Genomic DNA, 20,946 nt, shown 5'->3' with positions numbered 1-20,946 from the left:
ATTTTAATTGAAATGATAATTAGTGTATTCTCAATTATTGATTATTAAACTCAATTACATAAATGAAAAGAAATATCAAAATTCATATAAATATAGGCTTTTTATGATAAAAAGGAACAATTATTATGCAAAATATTATATAATTTTTTATCATTTTCATTTGACTTTCAATTTGAACTGTGTGATAATGAGAACATAAGTTGAGGCAAGTGCCTTTCTAAATGATAATAAAAAGTTCTGATCTATATTTTGATGGAGGTCCTAATTATGAGAGTTATTGCTGATGGTTGCATTAAATGTGGTTCTTGCGCATCTGTTTGCCCAGTTTCCTGCATTACTGAAGGCGAAACTAAATACGAAATTGGCGATGCTTGCATCGATTGCGGTTCTTGCGAATCCGTTTGCCCAGTTTCTGTAATTTCCGCTGAGTAATCACAAATAAAACACGCCCCTCATTGAGGGGCTTTTTATTTTGCCTAAATTTGCGTAACTTAGTATAATAGGACTATTAAGAATTATATTATAGTAAGGGAGTTAATCTTGTTTTATACAGTACTCATCATTTGGTTATTATTGGACCAATTAACTAAATATTATGTAATGAATCATTTTTTGTTAGGTGAATCTTTACCTGTTATTCCTAATGTATTTCATCTTACCTATATTATTAATCGCGGTGCAGCCTTTGGCATGTTAGCGAATCAACGATGGTTTTTCTTACTAGTAGCTTTTGTTCTATTAGCTGTTTGTGCTTTTTATTGGAAGCGATTAGCTAAGGGCCATTGGACTTTGCAAATCGGATCCGCCTTATTAGTCGCAGGTGCAATTGGTAATGGCATTGACCGATACATGATTCATGGTGTAGTGGACTTTTTTGATTTTCGTGTATGGCCTATTTTTAATGTGGCAGATATTGGTATTTGTATAGGTGTAGCTTTTGTTGTATTTTATTTGTTTTCATTGAAAGAGGACCATGAATAGCTTTCATTATTTGGGCCCTTTATAAATCATTGACTTGATTCGTCAATAAATATATATCTTATACTTGACTCAAAGAGGAATAGAGGATGAATGAATATATTGTAAGTGCTGAGCAAGAAGGCATGAGACTAGATGTATTTTTAACTGAACAGATGGAAGGATCTCGTAGCTATATTCAGAGTCTAATTAAAGGTGGTCATGTTACAGTAGGTGATAAAGTAGGGAAGGCTAATCTTCGGCTTACACCTGATACTGTCATTCATGTAGAAATCCCAGAGCCCGAATCGATTGAGGTTAAACCTGAGGATATCCCTATAGATTATTTATACGAAGATCACGATATTGTTATTGTTAATAAACCTCGTGGCATGGTGGTACATCCTGCAGTAGGGAATTATTCTGGAACCCTTGTAAATGCTCTATTATTCCATTGTAAGGACCTATCAGGCATTAATGGTGAAATTAGACCAGGTATTGTGCATCGCTTAGATAAAGATACGTCTGGTGTTATGATGGTGGCAAAAAATGATGCAGCGCACATTGGCCTAGCAGAGCAAGTAAAAGCACATTCTGCAAGACGTACGTACTGGGCGCTAGTACAAGGCAATATTGTAGAAGAAAAAGGGGCCATAAAGGCGCCTATTGGACGCCATCCAAAAGACCGCATGAAAATGGCTGTTGTCTTTGAAAACAGTAAAGATGCAGTAACACATTTTAAAGTATTGGAGCGTTATGGTCATCAAACATTGGTTGAATGTAATTTGGAGACTGGCAGAACCCATCAAATTCGTGTTCACTTTGCTCATATTGGACATCCTGTTGTTAATGACCCATTTTATGGATATAGACGTATGGATTTCCCTATAGAAGGGCAAGCATTACATTCTAAATCGTTAGATGTTAAACACCCTATTACAGGTGAAGAAATGCACTTTGAAGCACCGGTACCAGCTGACTTTGAGGCGTGCTTAGAATTTGCTAAGACCTACCGTGAAGATAAACGAAAATAGTCTAAATGTTTACATTGATTGTTTAGGTACTTATTTTTACTACTTATTTGGATATAGGGGCATAGAATAATCTTATGCTGTAAGGGCGTATATATGGAAAAGAAACGCTTACTAATGGATCAAGACGCTATAATGCGTGCTATTCGTCGTATTAGTCATGAAATTTTAGAACGCAATAAAGGTTTATCTAATGCGTTAATTGTAGGTATTGAACGGCGTGGTGTCATTTTGGCAAAACGTTTACAAGCGGAAATTGAGCGTATAGAAGGTATTCATATTGATTGTGAGTCTTTGAATGTTGCAGTGTATCGTGATGATCGTGATGCTCGTCCTAAAGAGGGGGAACCGTGTACGATTGATACAACGGAAAAGACAATTATTCTTGTAGATGATGTTTTGTATACGGGCCGTACCATCCGTGCTGCTTTAAATGCATTAATGACGGCTGGCAGACCAAGATCTATTCAATTGGCCGTCCTCGTCGATCGTGGTCATCGTGAATTGCCTATACGAGCGGACTATGTAGGTAAAAATATTCCTACATCACATCTTGAAAGTGTACGCGTTGCCGTCGCTGATCTGGATGGTGAAGAAGGGGTTACAATACAGGAATAATCTGTATTGTAACCCCTTATTTTTTGAGTATTATCATATAATAAGATGATTATCTTAATAAAATTAAATTATTTGACTCTTATATTTATGTGCAGAATGTTTCTACCAGATTGTAGTTCTGCTTATTTTATGTATTGTGGCGTATAGGTGTAGTCCATATGACCTATTCGTTTAACTTCATTATGTAAGCATAAGGCCTGTATATCTGTAGCTAATGTATCGATTTGATGCATCGTTTGTCCCAACGTATTTAATTCATTAGGTGCTTTGGCCCATTTTTGAATAAGTGGTATTTCAAAATCATTTCGAAGCCATTGACGACCTCTATCGTTGAAGGCTAGCAAGCGAGCATATTGTGGCGCTTCCTGTATAGCACTTTGTAGTAAATCTTTTTGGATTCCTAAGGTGAGATAGGCTCCCATTCGTTGTAAACGGGCATAGGTATAGCGCTTTGATTTTATTTGCTTCATAGCCAAGTTCCACGTAGGTTGTTGGGATGCTTTGGACCATAAGTGTTCAATGCCTTCGTTAAACTCTCTAAAGCTTTCTAGTTCCTTAGTCGATGTACGACGACTTAAGATATGGACCATGTCATAGTAGCGGTTATAGTTTACATAAGCACCATTAGAAATTATATTAGTCATATCGTCTGCAATAGTTTTAGGAACGATTGACTGAAGTTGTAATTCTATTTTACTATTTAGTGCATTTAATTTTGTTAATGTAGTTGCAGTTGAATTTGTATTTGTATTTGTATTTGTATTTGTACTTGCACTGGTCGTTGTATCTATATCTGTAGAAGTGTAGATACTATTTTTATTACAATTGTTACTACCTGTAGCCATTTCTGTTATGAGTTTACGCAATGCTGTACCAGAAGGAAAATCTTTTGTAATATTCGCGTCGTGATAATCTGATGTGCGTAAGATTGGTATATATTTTAAGGAAGGATAATAGGTAAGTCCTGCTCGAATATATTCAAGTCCTAATAGTGCATTGGGTGTGTTTAATATCTCTGTATCAAGGGCTTTACGAAAGGCAGAGCCATAGGACATACCTTCGTTAAGATAGGTACGCAATACTGTTTGAGTACTTTCACAATCCATACGTTTAGCTATGTCTAAGAGTGCATGTAGATTAGCCGTTTCAGAACCAAAGGAGAGGGCGTCGATATGTAAAGCTTTTACCATACGAATAGAACCTGTTCCAAACAGTTGTGCACTACCCAAAGAATAGAGTGTAGGTAGCTCGATAACGATGTCTGCACCACCGAGAATAGCCCAACGAGCACGGTCAAATTTAGAAAAAATAGCAGGTTCTCCTCGTTGTACAAAGGAACCACTCATGATACAAATGCGCAGCGCTTCAGGATGCTCTTGTGCTAAGGTATGTAATTGATGAGCATGTCCATTGTGAAATGGATTGTATTCACAGATAATACCGATTGTTTTCATAGTGACTCCTTTCATTATTGTTAGTGTAACAAAGCGAAGAAATGCTGTAAACTACATTTCATGATATCCATATAAAAGGCTTGTTTATAGAAATGATGTTATGTGTAAATATTAAGTTTAGTATAGATTTTCTTGACACTATAGGCTATAATTAACTGTAAATGCTGAATTGATGTGAGGTATATGATGAAACAAAATTGGAAACGTACATTACAAGGGACTCTGCTCGGTGCTGTGCTGCTAGCAATGGCGGGATGTGGCTCTACAAATGTAATGGATACATATAGTTTTGGCCATCAAGTTATCCGTGTTGGTCAATCTGAGATTACCATTGCCTTGCCTTATGAAATGGGTAAAAGTACAAAAAATATGACTGATGATGGGTATCCAATTGATATTTATGGTTCCGTTACAGAACATATGGTGATTGAAGTTGAAGCATTGCGTGCTGGTGACAATAAACCATTGCCTACGGTTGATGATTTTTTAAATCGCAGCAAGTCTGAATTCACGAAGATGGGCGCAACCATCAAGGAAGAATCTGTAGCTTTACAAGGTACATCTGCAAAGAAGCTTGATGTGACGTATACAACACAAGGGCAAACATTTAGCTTTTCTCAATACGTATTCTTAGATCATGGCGTATTGTGGAATATAATCTACCAATATCCTGAAAAGGATCAGGTAGGTGCTGATATCAGCAAAGAAATTCAAAACAAGATTCAAGTTACACAACAGAAAGAGGGTTAATCGATGAACGTATTAGTAGTTAACTGCGGTAGTTCTTCTTTGAAATATCAATTACTTGATATGACAACTGAAACAGAATTGGCAAAAGGCCTTTTTGAAAAGATTGGTGATCAAGATGCTATCTTCACTCACAAACGTCCTAATGCAGATAAATTAGAACGCGTTGAACCAATTTTGAACCATAAAGAAGCGCTTCGCATTTTGCTAGATATTTTAGTTGATGCTGAATTTGGTGTTATTTCTTCCATGGATGAAATCGATGCTGTAGGTCACCGTGTAGTACACGGCGGTGAAAAATTTGCTGATTCTGTATTGATTACTCCAGCAGTTATGGAAGCATTGGAAGAATGTGCTTCTCTTGCACCATTGCATAACCCACCAAACATTCAAGGTATTGAAGCTTGTGAAGCTATTATGCCGAATGTACCTCAAGTTGCTGTATTTGATACTGCATTCCATCAAACTATGCCAAAAGAAGCATATATGTATGCGCTTCCTTACTCTTATTATGAAGATTACGGTATTCGTCGTTACGGCTTCCACGGTACATCCCATAAATATGTAGCACAACGTTGTGCAGAATTAATGGGTAAACATATGACTGATCTTCGTATCATCACATGCCACTTGGGTAATGGTTCCTCCGTGGCTGCTATTAAAGGCGGTCGCTCCATCGATACTACAATGGGCTTCACTCCATTGTCCGGTTTGATCATGGGTACGCGTACAGGTGATATTGACCCTGCTATCGTTCCATTCTTGATGGAAAAAACAGGTATGACCTATGAAGAAATCGATAGAGTTATGAATAAAGAATCCGGTGTATTAGGGATTTCTGGTGTATCTAATGACTTCCGTGTGATTGAAGAAGCTGCTGCTAACGGCAATAAACGCGCACAATTGGCATTGAATATGTTCCATTACAAAGTTCGCCGTGTAATCGGTGCCTTTGCTGCTGTTATGGGCGGTGTAGATGCTATCATCTTTACTGCTGGTATTGGTGAAAACGGTATTGGTAACCGTGATGAAATTTGTAACGGTTTGGAATATTTAGGTACTCGTATTGATTCTGAACGCAATAATGTTCGTGGTAAAGAACAAGAAATCAGTGTTGAAGGCTCTAAGGTTAAAATCTTCGTAATTCCTACAAACGAAGAAATCATGATTGCTCGTGATACTCAACGTATTACTGCAGCGTTGAAAAAATAATATAGTTCGGATCTGAACTGAGTGACTAATAGAGTCATAAAACCCCGTCTATATCTCGGATATGGATGGGGTTTTTGTAGTTTTTATGCATAGAATATCTTATAATAGGATGTATAGTTATTAATTAGTGATTTCTTTAAAAGAGGTAAAGCATGACAGTATTATATAAAGAAAAATCTCAGCGCACCAGAAGTGCAGAGTTATTGGTAGTATTTTTTGTGATTTTATTGTTGTGTGCAGCAGCTTATACAACGTATCGCAGTATTCAATTACATACGGTTTTATTAGCTGAGTATTTTATTGAAATTATGGCCATCATTGTTATGGTTAAACAGGCTGTTAGTCGATATACATATATTTTGACAGATAAAAAGCTTGTGATTGAAGAGAATTCTATCTTTAGAAATCGTCATTTTGAAGTAGATTATAACATGATTGATGGGGTGTTCAAGTTTGAACGTGAATTGTTGACAAATATTAAATATCGTTATAAATATAGAAAATGTTCTACCTCTGATCCGCGCCCAATTTGGTCTCTTGTGTATTCTATTGTAGATGGAAATAAAGTTAAAAATGGCCGTTTGTTGTTGAAAGCCGACGATAGATTCTTTGAAATGTTAGAAGAGCATGTGCCTGGCCGTATTCGTGTGCCTCAAGCGGATATCGTATTTTATGCGGCGGTGCGAGCTGATGCGGTAAAACATGGGGAAGATGTACAAGAATATTATGAAAGATTAATTTCTTCTAAAGAAGATAAAGGAACAACTATGTAAGGGATGGTAAGTTTTGGGGATAGGCAGGATAGTTTGGTTATACCAAGAATTTTATGTACAAGTTTTTTAATGCGAAGGAGCGTATATGGCTGGATTATATTTGGCAAGTCAATCACCACGTAGAACTGAATTATTAACACAGGTTGGGATTGATCATACTGTTGTATCCAGTACTTATGAGGAATCTAATGAGGGTTACGACAACCCTATTGAAATGGTGAAAGCCCAAGCATTAGGTAAGGCTCGTTGTGCTGTAGGTGTTCCTGACGGAAGTATTGTGTTAGGCGCAGATACTATTGTTGTCCTTGATAATAAAGTATTAGGAAAGCCACATGATAAATCCGATGCACGCCATATGTTGGAGCATTTATCGGGTAGAGCACATTCTGTAATCACTGGAGTCGCGTTACTCATCAAAGGGGAGGAGATAGTTTTTCACAATGAAACAAAAGTATATTTTAAACAATTAGTACCCTTTGAAATCGAGTCTTATATTGCTAGTGGGGAACCGATGGATAAGGCTGGAGCTTATGGCATCCAAGGAAAAGGTGCATTATGGGTAGATAAAATAGAGGGCTCTTATACTAATGTGGTAGGGTTACCAGTTGAACATGTATACGAGGAACTGTGCAAGGCGTTAGGGGCAAAATAGTACTAGCGTATTAGACAGATAGTGATATAATTGGCTGTGCTGTGCTGTGCTGTGCTGTGCTGTGCTGTGCTGAATAATTTTTAAGAGAGTAGATGTGTTTATTGTTTGATTTACAAATGGTGTTATCTATTTGAATGGAGAGATTCTATGGAAGTACCAACAGTAAGTGTAAAAGATATGCTACCATTCCAGCGACCGCGAGAAAAATTTCTCGCCTTAGGCCCTTCACATATGGCAATGGAGGAGTTGTTGGCTATTTTATTGCGTACAGGGGTAAAGGGGCAATCTGCGATTTCTTTGGCAAGTGATATCGTACAATCCTTTGATGATGGCGTATATGGTCTTAACCGAATGACCGTAGATAATCTAACCAAAATCAAGGGTATTGGTAGAGATAAAGCAGTGACGCTATGCGCAGCACTTGAAATGGGTAGGCGTCTAGGGGAGCTTAAGATTAAAGAGACTTATGAAGATTTTTCGCAACCTTTTGTAATAGCTCAATATGTGATGGAACGACTGCGGCACGAAGATGTGGAACATGTGTGGGCTGCCATGCTAACATCTCGAAATAAGCTTATTCAGTTGGAACATATCTCTAATGGTGGATTGGTATCAAGCCTTGTAGAGCAAAGAGCAGTATTTAAAAAAGCTATAGCATGCAATGCGGCGGCGATTATTCTAATCCATAACCACCCGTCAGGTGATAGTAGACCAAGTGATGAAGATATACGGCTAACGAAAATGTTTGTTAGTGCTGGTCAATTTATGGGGATTCCTGTACTCGATCATATTGTTATAGGGGATAATGAATTTACGAGCCTCAGCGAAATTGGTAAATTGAGCTGAGCCTAAATAAACTGAACAAAGCCAAGTAAGATTATTAAAAGCACTCATTTTGAACTATACCTAATTTTGACGCATGGGTAAGTTCCTATAAATGAGTGCTTTTCTTTATTGTGTATGAGATTATATGTATGAAGTTATGTAATTTTTATGTATGACTTATGAGTACAGGGATTATGCATTATCAGTGCTTTTAACAAAAGGAAAGGTACTGATATCAATGGAAAAAGTCGCGTTATATATGGTAAAATGGAATGATGATGTAATGAAGGAGAAATTACTATGAGTTCCATTTTACCTACTCTAGGAAAAGATGTAAGTATAGATATTGGTTCCATACAAACGCGCCTCATGGGGGGGACGCGAGGGACTGTTATAAGCGAACCATCGATTATAGCAACTGATACAAAACAAGAAAAAGTAGTAGCCGTTGGTGATGAAGCGGCGCGCCTCGTATTGCGCATGCCCGATATGTGGCGTCCGTTAACGCCTTTAAAGGATGGATTTATCGTTGACTATCGTGTTATGCATACTATGCTTAGCTACTTTCTTAATAAGGTGTCTAATGCGTTGCGTCGAGCCCGCGTTGTCGTAGGGGTTCCTTGTGGCATGACCGATGTTGAGCAACGAGCTATGATGGATGCTGTTATTCAAGCTGGTGCTCGAGAGGTATTCCTCATTGAACGACCTGTGGCGGCTGCTATTGGTTGTGGTGTGCCTATCTTTGAAGCGCAAGGATCTATGGTTATTGACATCGGTGGTGGCACTATTGATATGGGGATTGTTTCTTTAGGTGGTATCGTAGATAGCAAAACAATTCGTTTTGGTGGTTCTGATATTAATAATGCCTTATTGCGCTATGTGCGTGAGTGTTTTGGCGTTATCGTATCTGATGAGACCATATTAGATATTAAGCATACATTAGGTACAGCTATCGCTCCTTTAGAGGATGCAGAGTATGCCTTTCAGGGGCGCGATATGATGAACGGCTTAGGTAGACGTTGTGTGATTCATCAATCTGAAGTGTACCAAGTTGTAAATGAATGTTTGATAGGACTCTTGGATGAGGTTAAGCAAATGATTCGTGCTACGGCACCAGAAATCGTGGCTGATATTATGCAACATGGCATATGGCTTACTGGCGGTACGGCAAGATTATCTGGCTTAGCGGATCGGATTGGTACTGAAGTAGGTGTACCTGTTCACGTTCCTGAAGCACCTGAAACAAAAGTTGTGGTAGGTCTTAATGGGGCCTCATCTGATTTGGTGAGCTTATCGCGTTTTATTGTAAATTCTAAGAATAGAAAGGGCCGAGACTAGCATGATACAGTCAGATAAAAAGTTAATTATCATCGTTGTCATTGGTTGTATCCTAATGGCATTGCTCGGCTTTGCGTGGAAGCAACGGACTAGTATTCCCTTTGTTACGGTTACCCTTGAAGGAATTACAACGCCTTTCTCTTATGGGTCAGCTCGTTTATTAGAGGGCGTCCAAACTAGCTTTACAGTACTTAATAATGCTATTTTCTCTACTATCGAACGCGAAGAGGAAGCATCTCGTAAAGCTACATTGGAACAAAAGGTAGTTAACTACGATGAAGTAGTGGCAGAGAATATTCGCCTTCGTCAGCTTTTAAACTATAAGAGTAGCCATCCAGAATTCTCCATGACCTTAGCAGGTATCATTACAAAGGATTACGGTACTTGGACAAATACTTTCACCATTGATAAAGGGCGTGAAGAAGGTATGGCAGTTAATATGGCTGTTGTTGTACCTAGTGGTGTCGTTGGTTTTATTACAGATGTATATCCGCATTCTGCTCGCGTTCAAACCATTCTTGATCCGCGTAGCGCAATAGGTATCCTTGTACAACGACCTGAATCTCGTTTGTCTGGCGTTGTAAAAGGTAATGGCAATACACCTCGTACACCATCTATGGTAAATATTGCTCGCGATGGTGATGTATTGGTAGGTGATAAGTTGATTACCTCTGGATATGGCGGAATTTATCCGAAAGGTTTATCTGTTGGCAACGTGCAATCTATTGAAAATGATTCGGAAGGATTTGTTAAAAATGCGGTAGTCACACCGAGTGTAGATTTTCATCGTTTAGAAGAAGTTTTTGTGCTTACCTCGTCTTCTCTAAGCGCACCACAAAAACCAGAACTTGAGCCTAAACTTGTGCCTCAAACACAACGAGATCAAGTAGAGGGTGCAAAGGGGGCCGTTAAACAATGATGCGTCTAGCTTTAGCTCTCTCTGGATTTTTAATATATTTTATACAAGCGCAATTATTGCCTACTATTTTCCATACAAATTGGTTACCAAATTTAATTTTGACGATAATTGTTATGATTACTTTATTTAAAGGCCGTCGTATGGGTCTGATATCCGCTGTTGTTGGGGGTATCGTACATGATGTATTGATATCTAACTTTTTTGGGCTCCATCTATTCCCTTACGTAATTGTGGTATACCTACTATCTGCTGTAAAGCATCGTATCTATGAAGAACGCTGGTATTGGTCTAGTGGTATAGTAGCTATTTGTACGCTGCTAGATGGCGTTATTCGTAGCTTTATGATATTAGCTAGTGGTGGCGATTTGCACTTTGGACTATACTTGTGGCATATGGTATTACCCGTGATGTTCTGGAATGGCTTGTTAGGCGCTATTATGCATGGTTTGTTATGGCGTAAAGATGATGAACAACAAGGTTATATTTGGTAAGGATTAAGGGGGTGAAAGAGTGCTTGAAGGCCTCTATAAACGAAGAAAAACGAATCGCTTTGATGTACTCTTTTACATTGTAGCCGGTATATTTATAGTCTTGGCATTACGCCTGATGTCGTTGCAAATCTTGTCTGGTGGTTATTACCAAGCTAAGGCAGAAGGCAACCGTTTGCGCATGGTATCCATGACAGCTGCTCGTGGTATTATGTACGATCGAAATGGTCAGATCTTAGTAGGTTCTAGACCGGCATACACTATCTCCATTTTGCCTACGGGGAAGGCTCTAGACGAAGGTGAAGTTGCTAAGTTGGCAACTTTGCTGAAAATTAAACCAGAAGATATTACAAAAAAGGTAAATGATCATAAATATGGTTATGAGCCAATTCGTATTGCTAATGATATTTCTATGGATGTAGTTACAAGCATCGAAGAGCATCGTCATGAATTACCAGGTGTTACCATAGATGTAGAACCACTTCGCTATTATCCATATGAAACGATGGCTTCTCAGCTCTTTGGGTATGTGGGTGAAGTGAGCGAAGAAGAATTAGAAGAGCTAAAACAGCAAGATCCAAATACCCTTATTAGTGGTGGTACTATTTTAGGCCGTTCTGGTCTTGAAAAACTATATGATTCCATCTTGCGTGGCACTGATGGTGGTAAACAGGTAGAGGTTGATGCTACAGGCCGACCGGTTGCGGAGGTAGATAGAAAGCATACAGTGCCTGGATCTAATATTCATTTGACAATAGATGCAAATCTACAAAAGGCTGCTGAAGAAGCTGTTAAGAACCAATTAGAACAGTTGCGTGCCCAAGGCATTCCAGCTCAAGGAGCTGCTGTAGTAGCAATGGATCCAAATACGGGTGCCATTTTGGCCATGGTCAGCGCCCCTGAGTTTAACCCTAATTGGTTTGCGAAGGGGATTACAACGGCACAGTGGAATCAATTGAATAACGATAAGAATCATCCATTTGATAATAAGGTTATTTCTGGTGAATATCCACCAGGTTCTCCGTTCAAGATTATTACAGGTACGGCGGCTTTAGATCTTAAAAAGGTTACCCCTGAAGAAATGATTTTTGATAGTGGTAAACATTGGCTTATCGATAAACGAAATGCAGAAGGTGAAGCATTAGGGTGGCTTAACTTTAATAAAGCTCTTGCAAAATCAGATAATGTTTACTTCTATGAAATGGGCAATCGCGTTGGCATAGAAGGACTTGTAAAATATGCTGGCTACTTTGGTATTGGCGAAAAGACAGGCATCAATCTTGTTGGTGAGGCCTCTGGTAATATGGCAAGTCCTGCTTATAAACGCAAAGTGTATGATGAAGATTGGTATTTAGGTGAAACCTTTGATGCGGCTATAGGTCAGTCTTTTACCTTGGTGACACCGTTGCAAATGGCTGTTATGCTCAGTGAAGTAGCAAATGGTGGCATTAAATACCGCCCATATGTGGTGAGCCGTATTGATAATAAGGATGGCACGCCAAAAGAAATCTTTGGTCCAGACAAGCTCGGTATTTTACCTGTACCAAAAAATATTATGGATCTTGTTCGCGAAGGCTTACGTGACGTTACTAATGAAGGTGGTACGGCAGGGGAGTTGTTTAAAGGATTCCCTATAGATGTAGCTGGTAAAACGGGTACTTCAGAGAATGCACATGGCAGAGATCACGGCTGGTTTGTAGCTTATGCACCATATGATAAGCCGCAAATTGTAGTGGTTGCACTTGTTGAGCAAGGTAGCTTTGGTGCGGGATCTGCAGGGCCTATCGTACGAGATATATTGGCTGCGTACTTCAATGTACCAGTGAATAAGAAATCTAATGATACAAATAGTAAGGGCAATAAGGAAACTGCTACGGGGACAAGTATTAATAAAGGGCAAAAACCTCAGAATGCGGTAACTAGTGGACAACCAAGAAAGGATTAGTATGGGCGAGATAATCGGCGTTGTATCCGGTAAGGGGGGCGTAGGTAAGACTACGATTACCGCTTGCTTGGGTTCAGCCTTAAGCAATGCAGGGCATCGCGTATTGCTCTGTGATGGAGATTTTGGATTGCGCGATTTAGACCTTGTGTTAGGAGTGGCAAATGAAATTATTTACGACGCATTAGATGCGAGCGAAGATAAAGACTATATGGATGATGCCATTGTATCAATTGCTGAAAACTTAGATTTCCTACCAGCTAGCCAAAGTGCTCGTTGGGAAGATATAGGTCGTAAAAAATATAAAAAATTAGTCCGTCGCCTCTCTGAGACATATGACTATATTTTAATCGATGCTCCTGCTGGTATCGGTAAGGGCATAGAGTCTATTTTAGAATTAGTAAATCGCTGCATCGTGGTGACGCATCCTCTATGGGTGTCCTTGCGTAATGGGGCGCGCATGATTCAAGTATGTCAAGAACATAATATTCGTGATTATGCTATTGCTTTTAATGCAGTACCTATCGATGGAGAGAATATCAATTTATATGATATGTTAGAAGTCCTTCGCGCTGAATATGTAGGGGCTATAATCCCTTATGATGAGGATATTTTGACCTATACACAAGATGGTCGTTTGTTAGAATTTGTTTCTAGCGAACTAAAAGCTATGTTAGCACCTCTTGTTGATTATGTAACTACCGGTGAGTGTTGGGAAGACTACGATGTACAAAAGCACTTCGATGCTTATGTAACTAAGAAAAAAACATCGAAGGAGCAAGATAGTACACCAAGTCTTGCAACAGTAGGTGAGTCTATTTTTGAGGATTCTAACAATGTTCATTACATTAATCGTGGCGGTTGGACCACGCAACGCTTATTGGTGCAAGGGAAACAAAGCTTGTGGCGCCGTAGCAAGTTGAAATAGGTGATATGATGTGGCGTAAAATATGGACAGATAGCGATTGGACTATCATCATATGTACTATATTACTTGTCGGAATTGGTCTTACAGCTATTGGTAGTGCTACCCATGTGAATCATGAAGCTATCGGTTTTGGTAGTTTAGTGGTAAAACAACTCGTATTCTTTTTAGCAAATATAGCTGTCGTTATAGGCATGCAATTTCTAGATTACCATCGCCTTAAAGGGTGGGGGAATATGATTTATGTGATTACCATGCTTATGTTAATTGCAGTTATGGTAGTTGGTACCTCCGCACTAGGTGCACAGCGTTGGATTCAACTGGGGCCAATTACTATCCAGCCTTCAGAGTTTTCTAAACTATTGATGATTATCTGTATGGCTAAAATGTTAGAACCGCGCATTGGCAAGTTAGATACTTTTAAATCCCTATTGATGCCAGTGTTATATGTAGGGATTCCTATCCTTCTCGTATTCTTACAACCTGACTTGGGGACATCCCTCGTATATATTGCTATATTTGTAGGGATGCTCTTTATATCTGGTATCAAAACTAAGCTTATAAAAATCATTGCGAGCGTGACTTTACTCTTGATGCCTTTGGGCTGGTTTGTACTGAAAGAATACCAAAAGCAACGTATTCTAGTATTTTTAAATCCAGATATTGATCCCTTCGGTTCTGGCTATCATATCATTCAATCTAAGATTGCCATCGGGTCGGGTATGATTTTTGGTAAAGGTATCTTTAATGGTACTCAAAGTCAGTTGAACTTTTTACCAGAAAATCATACGGACTTTATCTTTTCTGTAATCGGCGAAGAATTTGGCTTTGTAGGATGCATTGTAGTATTGCTATTATTGTTTATGCTTATTTATCGCAGTATTCAAGTAGCGTATACCTGCAATGATAATTTTGGTATGTTATTAGCAACGGGTATTGGTACGATGTTTGCCTTTGAAGTGCTCGTAAACGTAGGCATGACGATTGGTATCATGCCTGTAACGGGGATTCCGTTGCCTTTCCTTAGCTATGGTGTTAGTGCGCTAACAACTAATATGCTGAGCATTGGCATTTTATTAAATATTGCTAGACAGCGGACAAAATATATATTTTAATATCCTTTCATAGGATTGATTGTGAAAGAAGTCTTTCATTAAAGACGGAGGATGTATGATTCAATTAGATACGTCATGGTTACAACATGTCCAAAAGCCTGCTCGCTACACGGGCGGCGAATACAATAGTATCGTGAAAGATCACAGTACTGTTGATGTAACTATGGCTTTAGGTTTTCCCGATGTGTACGAAGTGGCCATGAGTCATTTGGGCATCAAGATTTTGTATGGTCTCGTAAACCGTCGTGAAGATGCGGTAGCCGAGCGCGTATTTGCACCGTGGCACGATATGGAAGAGGAAATGCGCAAGCGTAATATTCCATTATTTTCCTTAGAAACACGTACGCCTATTAAAGACTTTGATGTGTTAGCATTTACGCTTCAATATGAAATGAGCTTTACTAACATTTTAAATATGCTCGATTTAGCATGCATTCCTATGTATGCTAAGGAGCGTGATTTAGATTTTCCACTGCTTGTATGCGGTGGCCCTTGTGCGTATAATGTAGAGCCTATTGCTGATTTCTTTGATATCGTATCCCTCGGTGAATCCGAAGAGTGGGGCGATGAATTCATCGACTTATTTAAAGCAGAAAAAGCCAAAGGCTTCCCAGGTGGCAAAGAAGGCTTTTTGCGTAAAGTAGCCCAAATTCCTGGCACATATTGCCCGGCTTTATACGATGTAGAATACACCGAACAAGGCAATTTTAAATCGATTACGCCGCGTTTCGAAGACGTACCTGCAACCGTTGAGAAACGTATTATAGAGGATGTAGAGAATGTATTCTATCCAACAAAGCCTGTTGTACCGTTCCTTGATATAGTGCATGACCGCGCTGTATTGGAGTTATTCCGTGGCTGTACGCGTGGTTGTCGTTTCTGTCAGGCGGGTATGCTCTATCGTCCGGTTCGTGAAAAGACGCCAGAACGTTTGTTACAGATTGCTAAAGATACAATTGCCAATACGGGGTACAATGAAATATCCTTGATGAGTTTGAGCTCTGCGGACTATTCTAAATTGCCTGAACTCGTAGATATGCTCATGGAAGAGTTTAAAGATAAACAAGTTAGCGTTAGCTTACCGTCATTGCGTATTGATAGCTTCTCTATCGATATTGCGAAAAAGGTACAGCAAGTGCGCAAGAGTGGTCTTACCTTTGCTCCTGAAGCAGGTACGCAACGGATGCGTGACGTTATCAATAAGGGCGTTAGTGAAGAAGATTTGTTAGCCGCATGTACTAATGCCTTCAAATCAGGATGGAACACGGTTAAATTGTATTTTATGATGGGGCTTCCTACAGAAACAGACGAAGATTTGGCTGGTATTGCTGATCTTGCGTACAAGGTGCTTGACTTGCACCGTGATATTACAGGCAAACGGAATGGGTCTGTAACGGTGAGCGTATCCTTCTTCGTACCAAAAACACATTCTCCATATCAATGGTATGGTCAAGAAGATGTGGAGGAGATTCATCGTAAACAACGTTACTTGAAGTCTCTCATCAATAATCGTAACATTTCTTATCACTATCATGATGGTTATACTGGCTACATGGAAGCCGCTTTTGCTCGCGGAGATCGTAGACTATCTAAAGTTCTCGTAGAGGCTTGGAAGGCTGGTTGTAAATTTGATGGTTGGACTGAGTTCTTTAACTATGAAGCTTGGTTGAAAGCATTCGCTGACTGCGGATTGGATCCTGCGTATTTTGCACGTCGTACACGAGATTTCGATGAGCCATTGCCTTGGGATCATTTAGATTGTACTGTAAGTAAAGCTTTCTTAAAGCGTGAGTGGGAGCAAGCGGTAGCAGCTAATCTTACAGGTGATTGTCGTCGAGCTCCATGTAAGGGCTGTAATGTATGTCCAGAGCTCAATACAGCTATTATTGACTATAAGGAGGGTGGCAGAGTTGAAAAAGTTACGTTTGGCCTTAAATAAGGGCGAAGAATTACGATTCCTGTCACACCTTGATTATGCTCAAGCTGTAGAGCGGATGATACGTCGAGCAGAAATTAAAATGGTATATTCTGAAGGCTTTAACCCTCATATGAAAATTAGCTTTTCCTCTGCACTTGCTTTAGGCGTAACGGCAGCAGCTGAATATATCGATATGGATGTGCTCGAAGATGATAGTTTAGAGTCCATTATGGACCGCTTAAATCGTGTAGCGCCTCCTGGTCTTGAGGTCCTAGATGGTAAAGAAATGCCTGAAAAGGTGAAAAAAATAATGGCCATCTGTAACTTTGCTATCTATGAGGTAACAGGTCCTGTGACAGATAAAAATACAGATTGGGATGCGTTACTTAAACCTTTTAATGAAGCAACGGAAATTTCTTATGAAAAGGTGACACCTAAGAAAACTCGTACCATTGATGTAAAAGAGTTTGTAAAAGAACCGGTCGTAGCCTCTATTAAGGATGACATGGTGACTCTTACAATGGGCATCGGTATTTATCCGCAAGGGACTATTAAACCTAGCGAAGTATGGAATCTTGGTAAAGAACAGTATAATTGGCCTATTACTTCAGATTACGAAATTCACCGTAAAGCCATTATGGTAGAAAACGAAGAAGGTCGCTATACGCCATTAGAGATTAATTACTAATTATAATTTAGCTGATAAAGAAGGGAGGGATAGGATGCATAAAATTTTGGTCAATGTTATGCGCGAAGAAATTCGCATGGCTGTTATCGATGAAGAAGGCCAGCTAGTGGACTTTGTCTTGGAGCGTACCGATGAGTCTCATATGGCAAATCATATGTACAAAGGCACAGTAAAGAATGTATTGAATGGTATGCAAGCGGCCTTTGTTGATATTGGGGGCTCTCAAAATGCGTACTTGAACTTACAACAAGGGAAGGAACAGAAAATTTTGCCACGCTTATCTGTGGGGCAACAAATTCTCGTTCAAGTAGTGAAAGAAGAAATGCTTGGTAAAGGTGCTCGCGTAACTGCTGATGTCAGTTTGGCGGGCCGCTTTATGGTGCTTTTACCGTATTCTGAAGGCATGCATATTTCTAAAAAGATTACTGACGAAGCCTTGCGTGCAAAGTTGCAAGAATTAGCAGCACCATACGTGCAAGAAGGTTGCGGTTTTATTATTCGCACTGCGGCAGCTAAGGCTAGTGCTGATGAAATAGGCCGTGACATGGATTACTTGTGGCGTACATGGCAACATGTGTTGAAGCGCTTTAAGGTGGCTAAGAGCGGTACTGATTTATATAGTGACGCGGATTTCTGGTTCCGTCTTGTGCGGGACTATGCTCATCGCAATGTAGAAGAAATCATCGTCGATTCCGATATGGGTGAAGATCGATTGATGGATCTCTTAGGTCATGGTCCTACATCGCAACAAATTAAAGTAACACGTCATCGCGATAGCACACCTATTTTTAAAGCAAACCATATTGAACCGCAATTAGAAGATCTTATCTCTCGCGATATTAATCTTCCTTCTGGAGGGTCAATCCGTATTGATCATACGGAGGCTCTCACCGTATTTGATGTAAATTCTGCTCATTATACTGGTAAATCTAATAAGCTAGAAGATTTAGCTTTTACAGTCAATAAAGAGGCGGCAAGAGAGATCTGTCGTCAATTGCGATTGCGTGATATCGGTGGTATTATCGTCATCGATTTTATTGATATGAAAGATAAAGAGCATCAACAAGAGTTGTTAAAACTATTGGGAGCACAAGCCAAGTTAGATAAAATGAAAACCGTTGTATGCGGCATTAGTTCGCTTGGCCTCGTAGAGATGACGCGAAAGCGAGCTCGCCAAGGCTTGCAAACCTTGATGTTTGATACATGCCCTCAATGTGGCGGTACGGGCTATATGTTGTCGGGGCGTACTGTATATATGCAGATTGTGCGTCGCATCCGCGAGTTATTTAAATCGGGACGTATTAAAACGAATCTAGAAATCGAAGTTCATCCAGAGGTGGCCCAGTATTTAACAAAGGCTATTGTCGAGGATTTAGGTGAGTCTATAGGTCGCAAGATTTCTATTGTAGTAAATCCACAAATTAGTCGAGAAGGATATTCCTTGATGGCTATAGCCGAATAAGTAAGTAGTTTGTTTATAGGTGAGTATAGTATCTATATTTGAAATTGTATTAATTAGTATTGGTCTTGCCATGGATGCTTTTGGCGTATCTATTGGTAAGGGGCTGACAATGCCTGTAGGTGAGAATGGTCGGAAGGTCACTTTGGCCTTTCTATTTGGCTTGTTTCAGTTCCTAATGCCCCTCATCGGTTGGCTCATAGGACGTCAATTTATCGATGTCATATCTGATTGGGATCACTGGATTATCTTTGGTCTTCTTGGCTATTTAGGTATCGCTATGATTCGAGAAGGGCTTAGCGATGATGATGAAGAGGACGATGATAAGCAATTTTTAGGTGTCTGGGAGATGGTGATGCTCTCCGTAGCGACCAGTCTCGATGCGATGGCTGTAGGGTTGACCTTTGCGTTCTTACCTATTAATGTATGGGAAGCTTCTACCATGATTGGTATTATTACCTTTGGCATTTCTTTAATTGGTGTGTACTTAGGTAAATTTATGGGCCGATTTGTTGGAAAATATGCAGATATAGTAGGTGGAGATGTATTGATCCTCATCGGTACAAAGATACTTTTACAACATCTTGGGATTATTGGAGAATTTTAAGGTATATATATGTGAAAGTGTTAGAAACTGAGCGGATTCTGTTTATTTTTGTTTGACATGACTGTGTAAATAGGATATACTATACCAGTATTAGTTCGGTTTACTGAACTTTGCAATCCGCGTGAAGCAGGTTTAAACGCCCGACCGAAGTTCGGGTCGGGATACCGAATTCAGCGAGTTCGATAACAAGGAGGTGTTCTCATGTACGCAATTATTAAAACTGGTGGTAAACAATATCGCGTTGCTGAAGGCGATGTAATTACTATCGAAAAATTGGAAGCAGCTGCTGACGAGTCCGTTACATTCGAAGAAGTTTTGACTGTAGTGAATGACGGCGACGTTAAAGTTGGCGCTCCTCTTGTAAACGGTGCAAAAGTTACAGGTACAGTTCTTGAGCATGGTAAAGGTAAAAAAATCTTAGTATTCAAATACAAAGCTAAATCCAACTACCGTCGTCGTCAAGGCCATCGTCAACCGTTCACAAAAGTTCGTATTGAATCTATCCAAGCTTAATTATGGTTTCCATTGGAATCCAGCGGAATAGTGATGGTCAAGTAGTTGGTTGTCATATGTCCGGTCATGCAGGATATGATGAACATGGCTTCGATATCGTATGTGCCGCAGTGTCCGCCTTGTCGGCAACGGCAATGTTAGGACTCACCCAAATTGCTCGACAAGAAGGGGAGTATACGAATAGCGAAGGTCAATGTGATATAGTTCTCTCTGGTACGATTAATCAGAGTGGACAGGATATTCTGGGGACTATGCTTCTCGGTTTGGAGGAAATTAGCCGTCAATATCCAGAGTTTGTCCAAATTCACGAAATATAGGAGGTGAACTTAATGTTTACTTTTGATTTGCAATTGTTCGCACATAAAAAAGGTGTGTCCAGTACTCGTAACGGTCGTGACAGTGAATCTAAACGTCTTGGTGTTAAATGCCATGATGGTTCCATCGTAAAGAGCGGTAACATCATCGTTCGTCAACGTGGTACTCACTTCCACCCTGGTACTAACGTAGGTATCGGTAAAGATGACACTTTATTTGCACTTGTGCCTGGTAAAGTAGCATTTGAACGTGCTGGTCGTTATAACCGTAAAGTTAGCGTATACCCTGTAGAAGCTTAATTTTATAAGACTATTAATCCCTAGTGGTTTCCACTAGGGATTTTTTGTTGCTTATTTTTGTTTATTATGGTGTAAGTTGTATTGGTATAATATAATATAGTTTAAAGTGATTATTAAATATATCATAGAGTCTTGAAATATGATCGGAGGC

General features: G+C 39.5%; 23 protein-coding genes. 22 read left to right on the top strand and 1 reads right to left on the bottom strand.

What is annotated here, in order from left to right; genetic code table 11:
• Positions 1–267: 267 nt before the first annotated feature.
• The 4 genes from HMPREF1865_RS03445 (at position 268) to pyrR (ending at position 2,606) form a co-directional block, all read left to right on the top strand.
• Positions 268–432, top strand: a complete 165-nt coding sequence (locus HMPREF1865_RS03445; protein ID WP_004696472.1) for a DUF362 domain-containing protein — start codon at positions 268–270, stop codon at positions 430–432.
• Positions 433–537: 105 nt separating this feature from the next.
• Entirely contained in the window at positions 538–981 is a 444-nt protein-coding gene (gene lspA / locus HMPREF1865_RS03440; RefSeq protein WP_287507655.1) for a signal peptidase II, read from the top strand.
• Between the two features lie 86 nt (positions 982–1,067).
• Positions 1,068–1,991: an RluA family pseudouridine synthase gene (locus HMPREF1865_RS03435; protein ID WP_060919205.1), complete on the top strand. Its 924-nt coding sequence runs from the start codon at positions 1,068–1,070 to the stop codon at positions 1,989–1,991.
• 93 nt (positions 1,992–2,084) lie between these two features.
• On the top strand, positions 2,085–2,606 hold the full coding sequence (gene pyrR / locus HMPREF1865_RS03430) for a bifunctional pyr operon transcriptional regulator/uracil phosphoribosyltransferase PyrR (protein ID WP_004696466.1): 522 nt from the start codon (positions 2,085–2,087) through the stop codon (positions 2,604–2,606).
• Positions 2,607–2,728: 122 nt separating this feature from the next.
• Here the strand turns inward: pyrR and HMPREF1865_RS03425 are convergent, their stop codons facing one another.
• Entirely contained in the window at positions 2,729–4,060 is a 1,332-nt protein-coding gene (locus HMPREF1865_RS03425) for a tRNA(Met) cytidine acetate ligase (RefSeq protein WP_060919204.1), read from the bottom strand.
• A 186-nt stretch (positions 4,061–4,246) separates the two neighbouring features.
• Between HMPREF1865_RS03425 and HMPREF1865_RS03420 the strand changes: the two genes are divergently transcribed.
• From HMPREF1865_RS03420 to rpmA, 18 genes are all read left to right on the top strand, one after another.
• On the top strand, positions 4,247–4,810 hold the full coding sequence (locus HMPREF1865_RS03420; RefSeq protein WP_060919203.1) for a hypothetical protein: 564 nt from the start codon (positions 4,247–4,249) through the stop codon (positions 4,808–4,810).
• Between the two features lie 3 nt (positions 4,811–4,813).
• Positions 4,814–6,019 carry an acetate/propionate family kinase gene (locus HMPREF1865_RS03415; RefSeq protein WP_060919202.1) on the top strand — a complete coding sequence of 402 codons (1,206 nt, stop codon included), beginning with the start codon at positions 4,814–4,816 and terminating at the stop codon, positions 6,017–6,019.
• 152 nt (positions 6,020–6,171) lie between these two features.
• Positions 6,172–6,792 carry a hypothetical protein gene (locus tag HMPREF1865_RS03410; RefSeq protein WP_060919201.1) on the top strand — a complete coding sequence of 207 codons (621 nt, stop codon included), beginning with the start codon at positions 6,172–6,174 and terminating at the stop codon, positions 6,790–6,792.
• Between the two features lie 85 nt (positions 6,793–6,877).
• Positions 6,878–7,444 (top strand): Maf family protein, encoded by a 567-nt coding sequence (locus tag HMPREF1865_RS03405; RefSeq protein ID WP_060919200.1) that lies wholly within the window; start codon positions 6,878–6,880, stop codon positions 7,442–7,444.
• Between the two features lie 147 nt (positions 7,445–7,591).
• A complete protein-coding gene (radC, locus tag HMPREF1865_RS03400; protein WP_004696456.1) occupies positions 7,592–8,290 on the top strand; it encodes a RadC family protein in 699 nt (232 codons plus the stop codon).
• 279 nt (positions 8,291–8,569) lie between these two features.
• Positions 8,570–9,607, top strand: coding sequence for a rod shape-determining protein (gene mreB / locus HMPREF1865_RS03395; RefSeq protein ID WP_004698656.1), 1,038 nt, complete (start codon positions 8,570–8,572; stop codon positions 9,605–9,607).
• A 1-nt stretch (position 9,608) separates the two neighbouring features.
• Positions 9,609–10,526: a rod shape-determining protein MreC gene (gene mreC, locus HMPREF1865_RS03390; RefSeq protein WP_060919199.1), complete on the top strand. Its 918-nt coding sequence runs from the start codon at positions 9,609–9,611 to the stop codon at positions 10,524–10,526.
• Positions 10,523–11,017, top strand: coding sequence for a rod shape-determining protein MreD (mreD, locus tag HMPREF1865_RS03385; protein ID WP_060919198.1), 495 nt, complete (start codon positions 10,523–10,525; stop codon positions 11,015–11,017). Before mreC ends, mreD begins: the two co-directional genes overlap by 4 nt.
• Before the next feature lie 19 nt (positions 11,018–11,036).
• Positions 11,037–12,959 (top strand): penicillin-binding protein 2, encoded by a 1,923-nt coding sequence (gene mrdA / locus HMPREF1865_RS03380; protein WP_060919197.1) that lies wholly within the window; start codon positions 11,037–11,039, stop codon positions 12,957–12,959.
• A 1-nt stretch (position 12,960) separates the two neighbouring features.
• Positions 12,961–13,884 (top strand): P-loop NTPase, encoded by a 924-nt coding sequence (locus HMPREF1865_RS03375; RefSeq protein WP_060919196.1) that lies wholly within the window; start codon positions 12,961–12,963, stop codon positions 13,882–13,884.
• Positions 13,885–13,892: 8 nt separating this feature from the next.
• Complete coding sequence (gene rodA / locus HMPREF1865_RS03370; protein ID WP_004698715.1) at positions 13,893–14,996, top strand: rod shape-determining protein RodA; 1,104 nt, start codon at positions 13,893–13,895, stop codon at positions 14,994–14,996.
• Positions 14,997–15,051: 55 nt separating this feature from the next.
• Positions 15,052–16,935: a TIGR03960 family B12-binding radical SAM protein gene (locus HMPREF1865_RS03365; protein WP_060919195.1), complete on the top strand. Its 1,884-nt coding sequence runs from the start codon at positions 15,052–15,054 to the stop codon at positions 16,933–16,935.
• Entirely contained in the window at positions 16,907–17,602 is a 696-nt protein-coding gene (locus HMPREF1865_RS03360) for a TIGR03936 family radical SAM-associated protein (protein WP_060919194.1), read from the top strand. Before HMPREF1865_RS03365 ends, HMPREF1865_RS03360 begins: the two co-directional genes overlap by 29 nt.
• 34 nt (positions 17,603–17,636) lie before the next feature.
• Positions 17,637–19,064 carry an Rne/Rng family ribonuclease gene (locus HMPREF1865_RS03355; RefSeq protein ID WP_060919193.1) on the top strand — a complete coding sequence of 476 codons (1,428 nt, stop codon included), beginning with the start codon at positions 17,637–17,639 and terminating at the stop codon, positions 19,062–19,064.
• Between the two features lie 70 nt (positions 19,065–19,134).
• Positions 19,135–19,668, top strand: coding sequence for a manganese efflux pump MntP (locus HMPREF1865_RS03350; RefSeq protein WP_060919227.1), 534 nt, complete (start codon positions 19,135–19,137; stop codon positions 19,666–19,668).
• A 201-nt stretch (positions 19,669–19,869) separates the two neighbouring features.
• Positions 19,870–20,181 carry a 50S ribosomal protein L21 gene (rplU, locus tag HMPREF1865_RS03345; RefSeq protein WP_004696434.1) on the top strand — a complete coding sequence of 104 codons (312 nt, stop codon included), beginning with the start codon at positions 19,870–19,872 and terminating at the stop codon, positions 20,179–20,181.
• A gap of 2 nt (positions 20,182–20,183) precedes the next feature.
• On the top strand, positions 20,184–20,498 hold the full coding sequence (locus tag HMPREF1865_RS03340; RefSeq protein ID WP_008601403.1) for a ribosomal-processing cysteine protease Prp: 315 nt from the start codon (positions 20,184–20,186) through the stop codon (positions 20,496–20,498).
• A gap of 12 nt (positions 20,499–20,510) precedes the next feature.
• Complete coding sequence (gene rpmA / locus HMPREF1865_RS03335; protein ID WP_004696430.1) at positions 20,511–20,795, top strand: 50S ribosomal protein L27; 285 nt, start codon at positions 20,511–20,513, stop codon at positions 20,793–20,795.
• Positions 20,796–20,946 lie beyond the last annotated feature (151 nt).

It is taken from the genome of Veillonella parvula (assembly GCF_001553335.1).
Classification (GTDB): domain Bacteria; phylum Bacillota; class Negativicutes; order Veillonellales; family Veillonellaceae; genus Veillonella; species Veillonella parvula_S.
The sequence above is the reverse complement of the archived record's forward strand: the minus strand, read 5'-3'. Positions and strand labels throughout refer to the sequence as shown.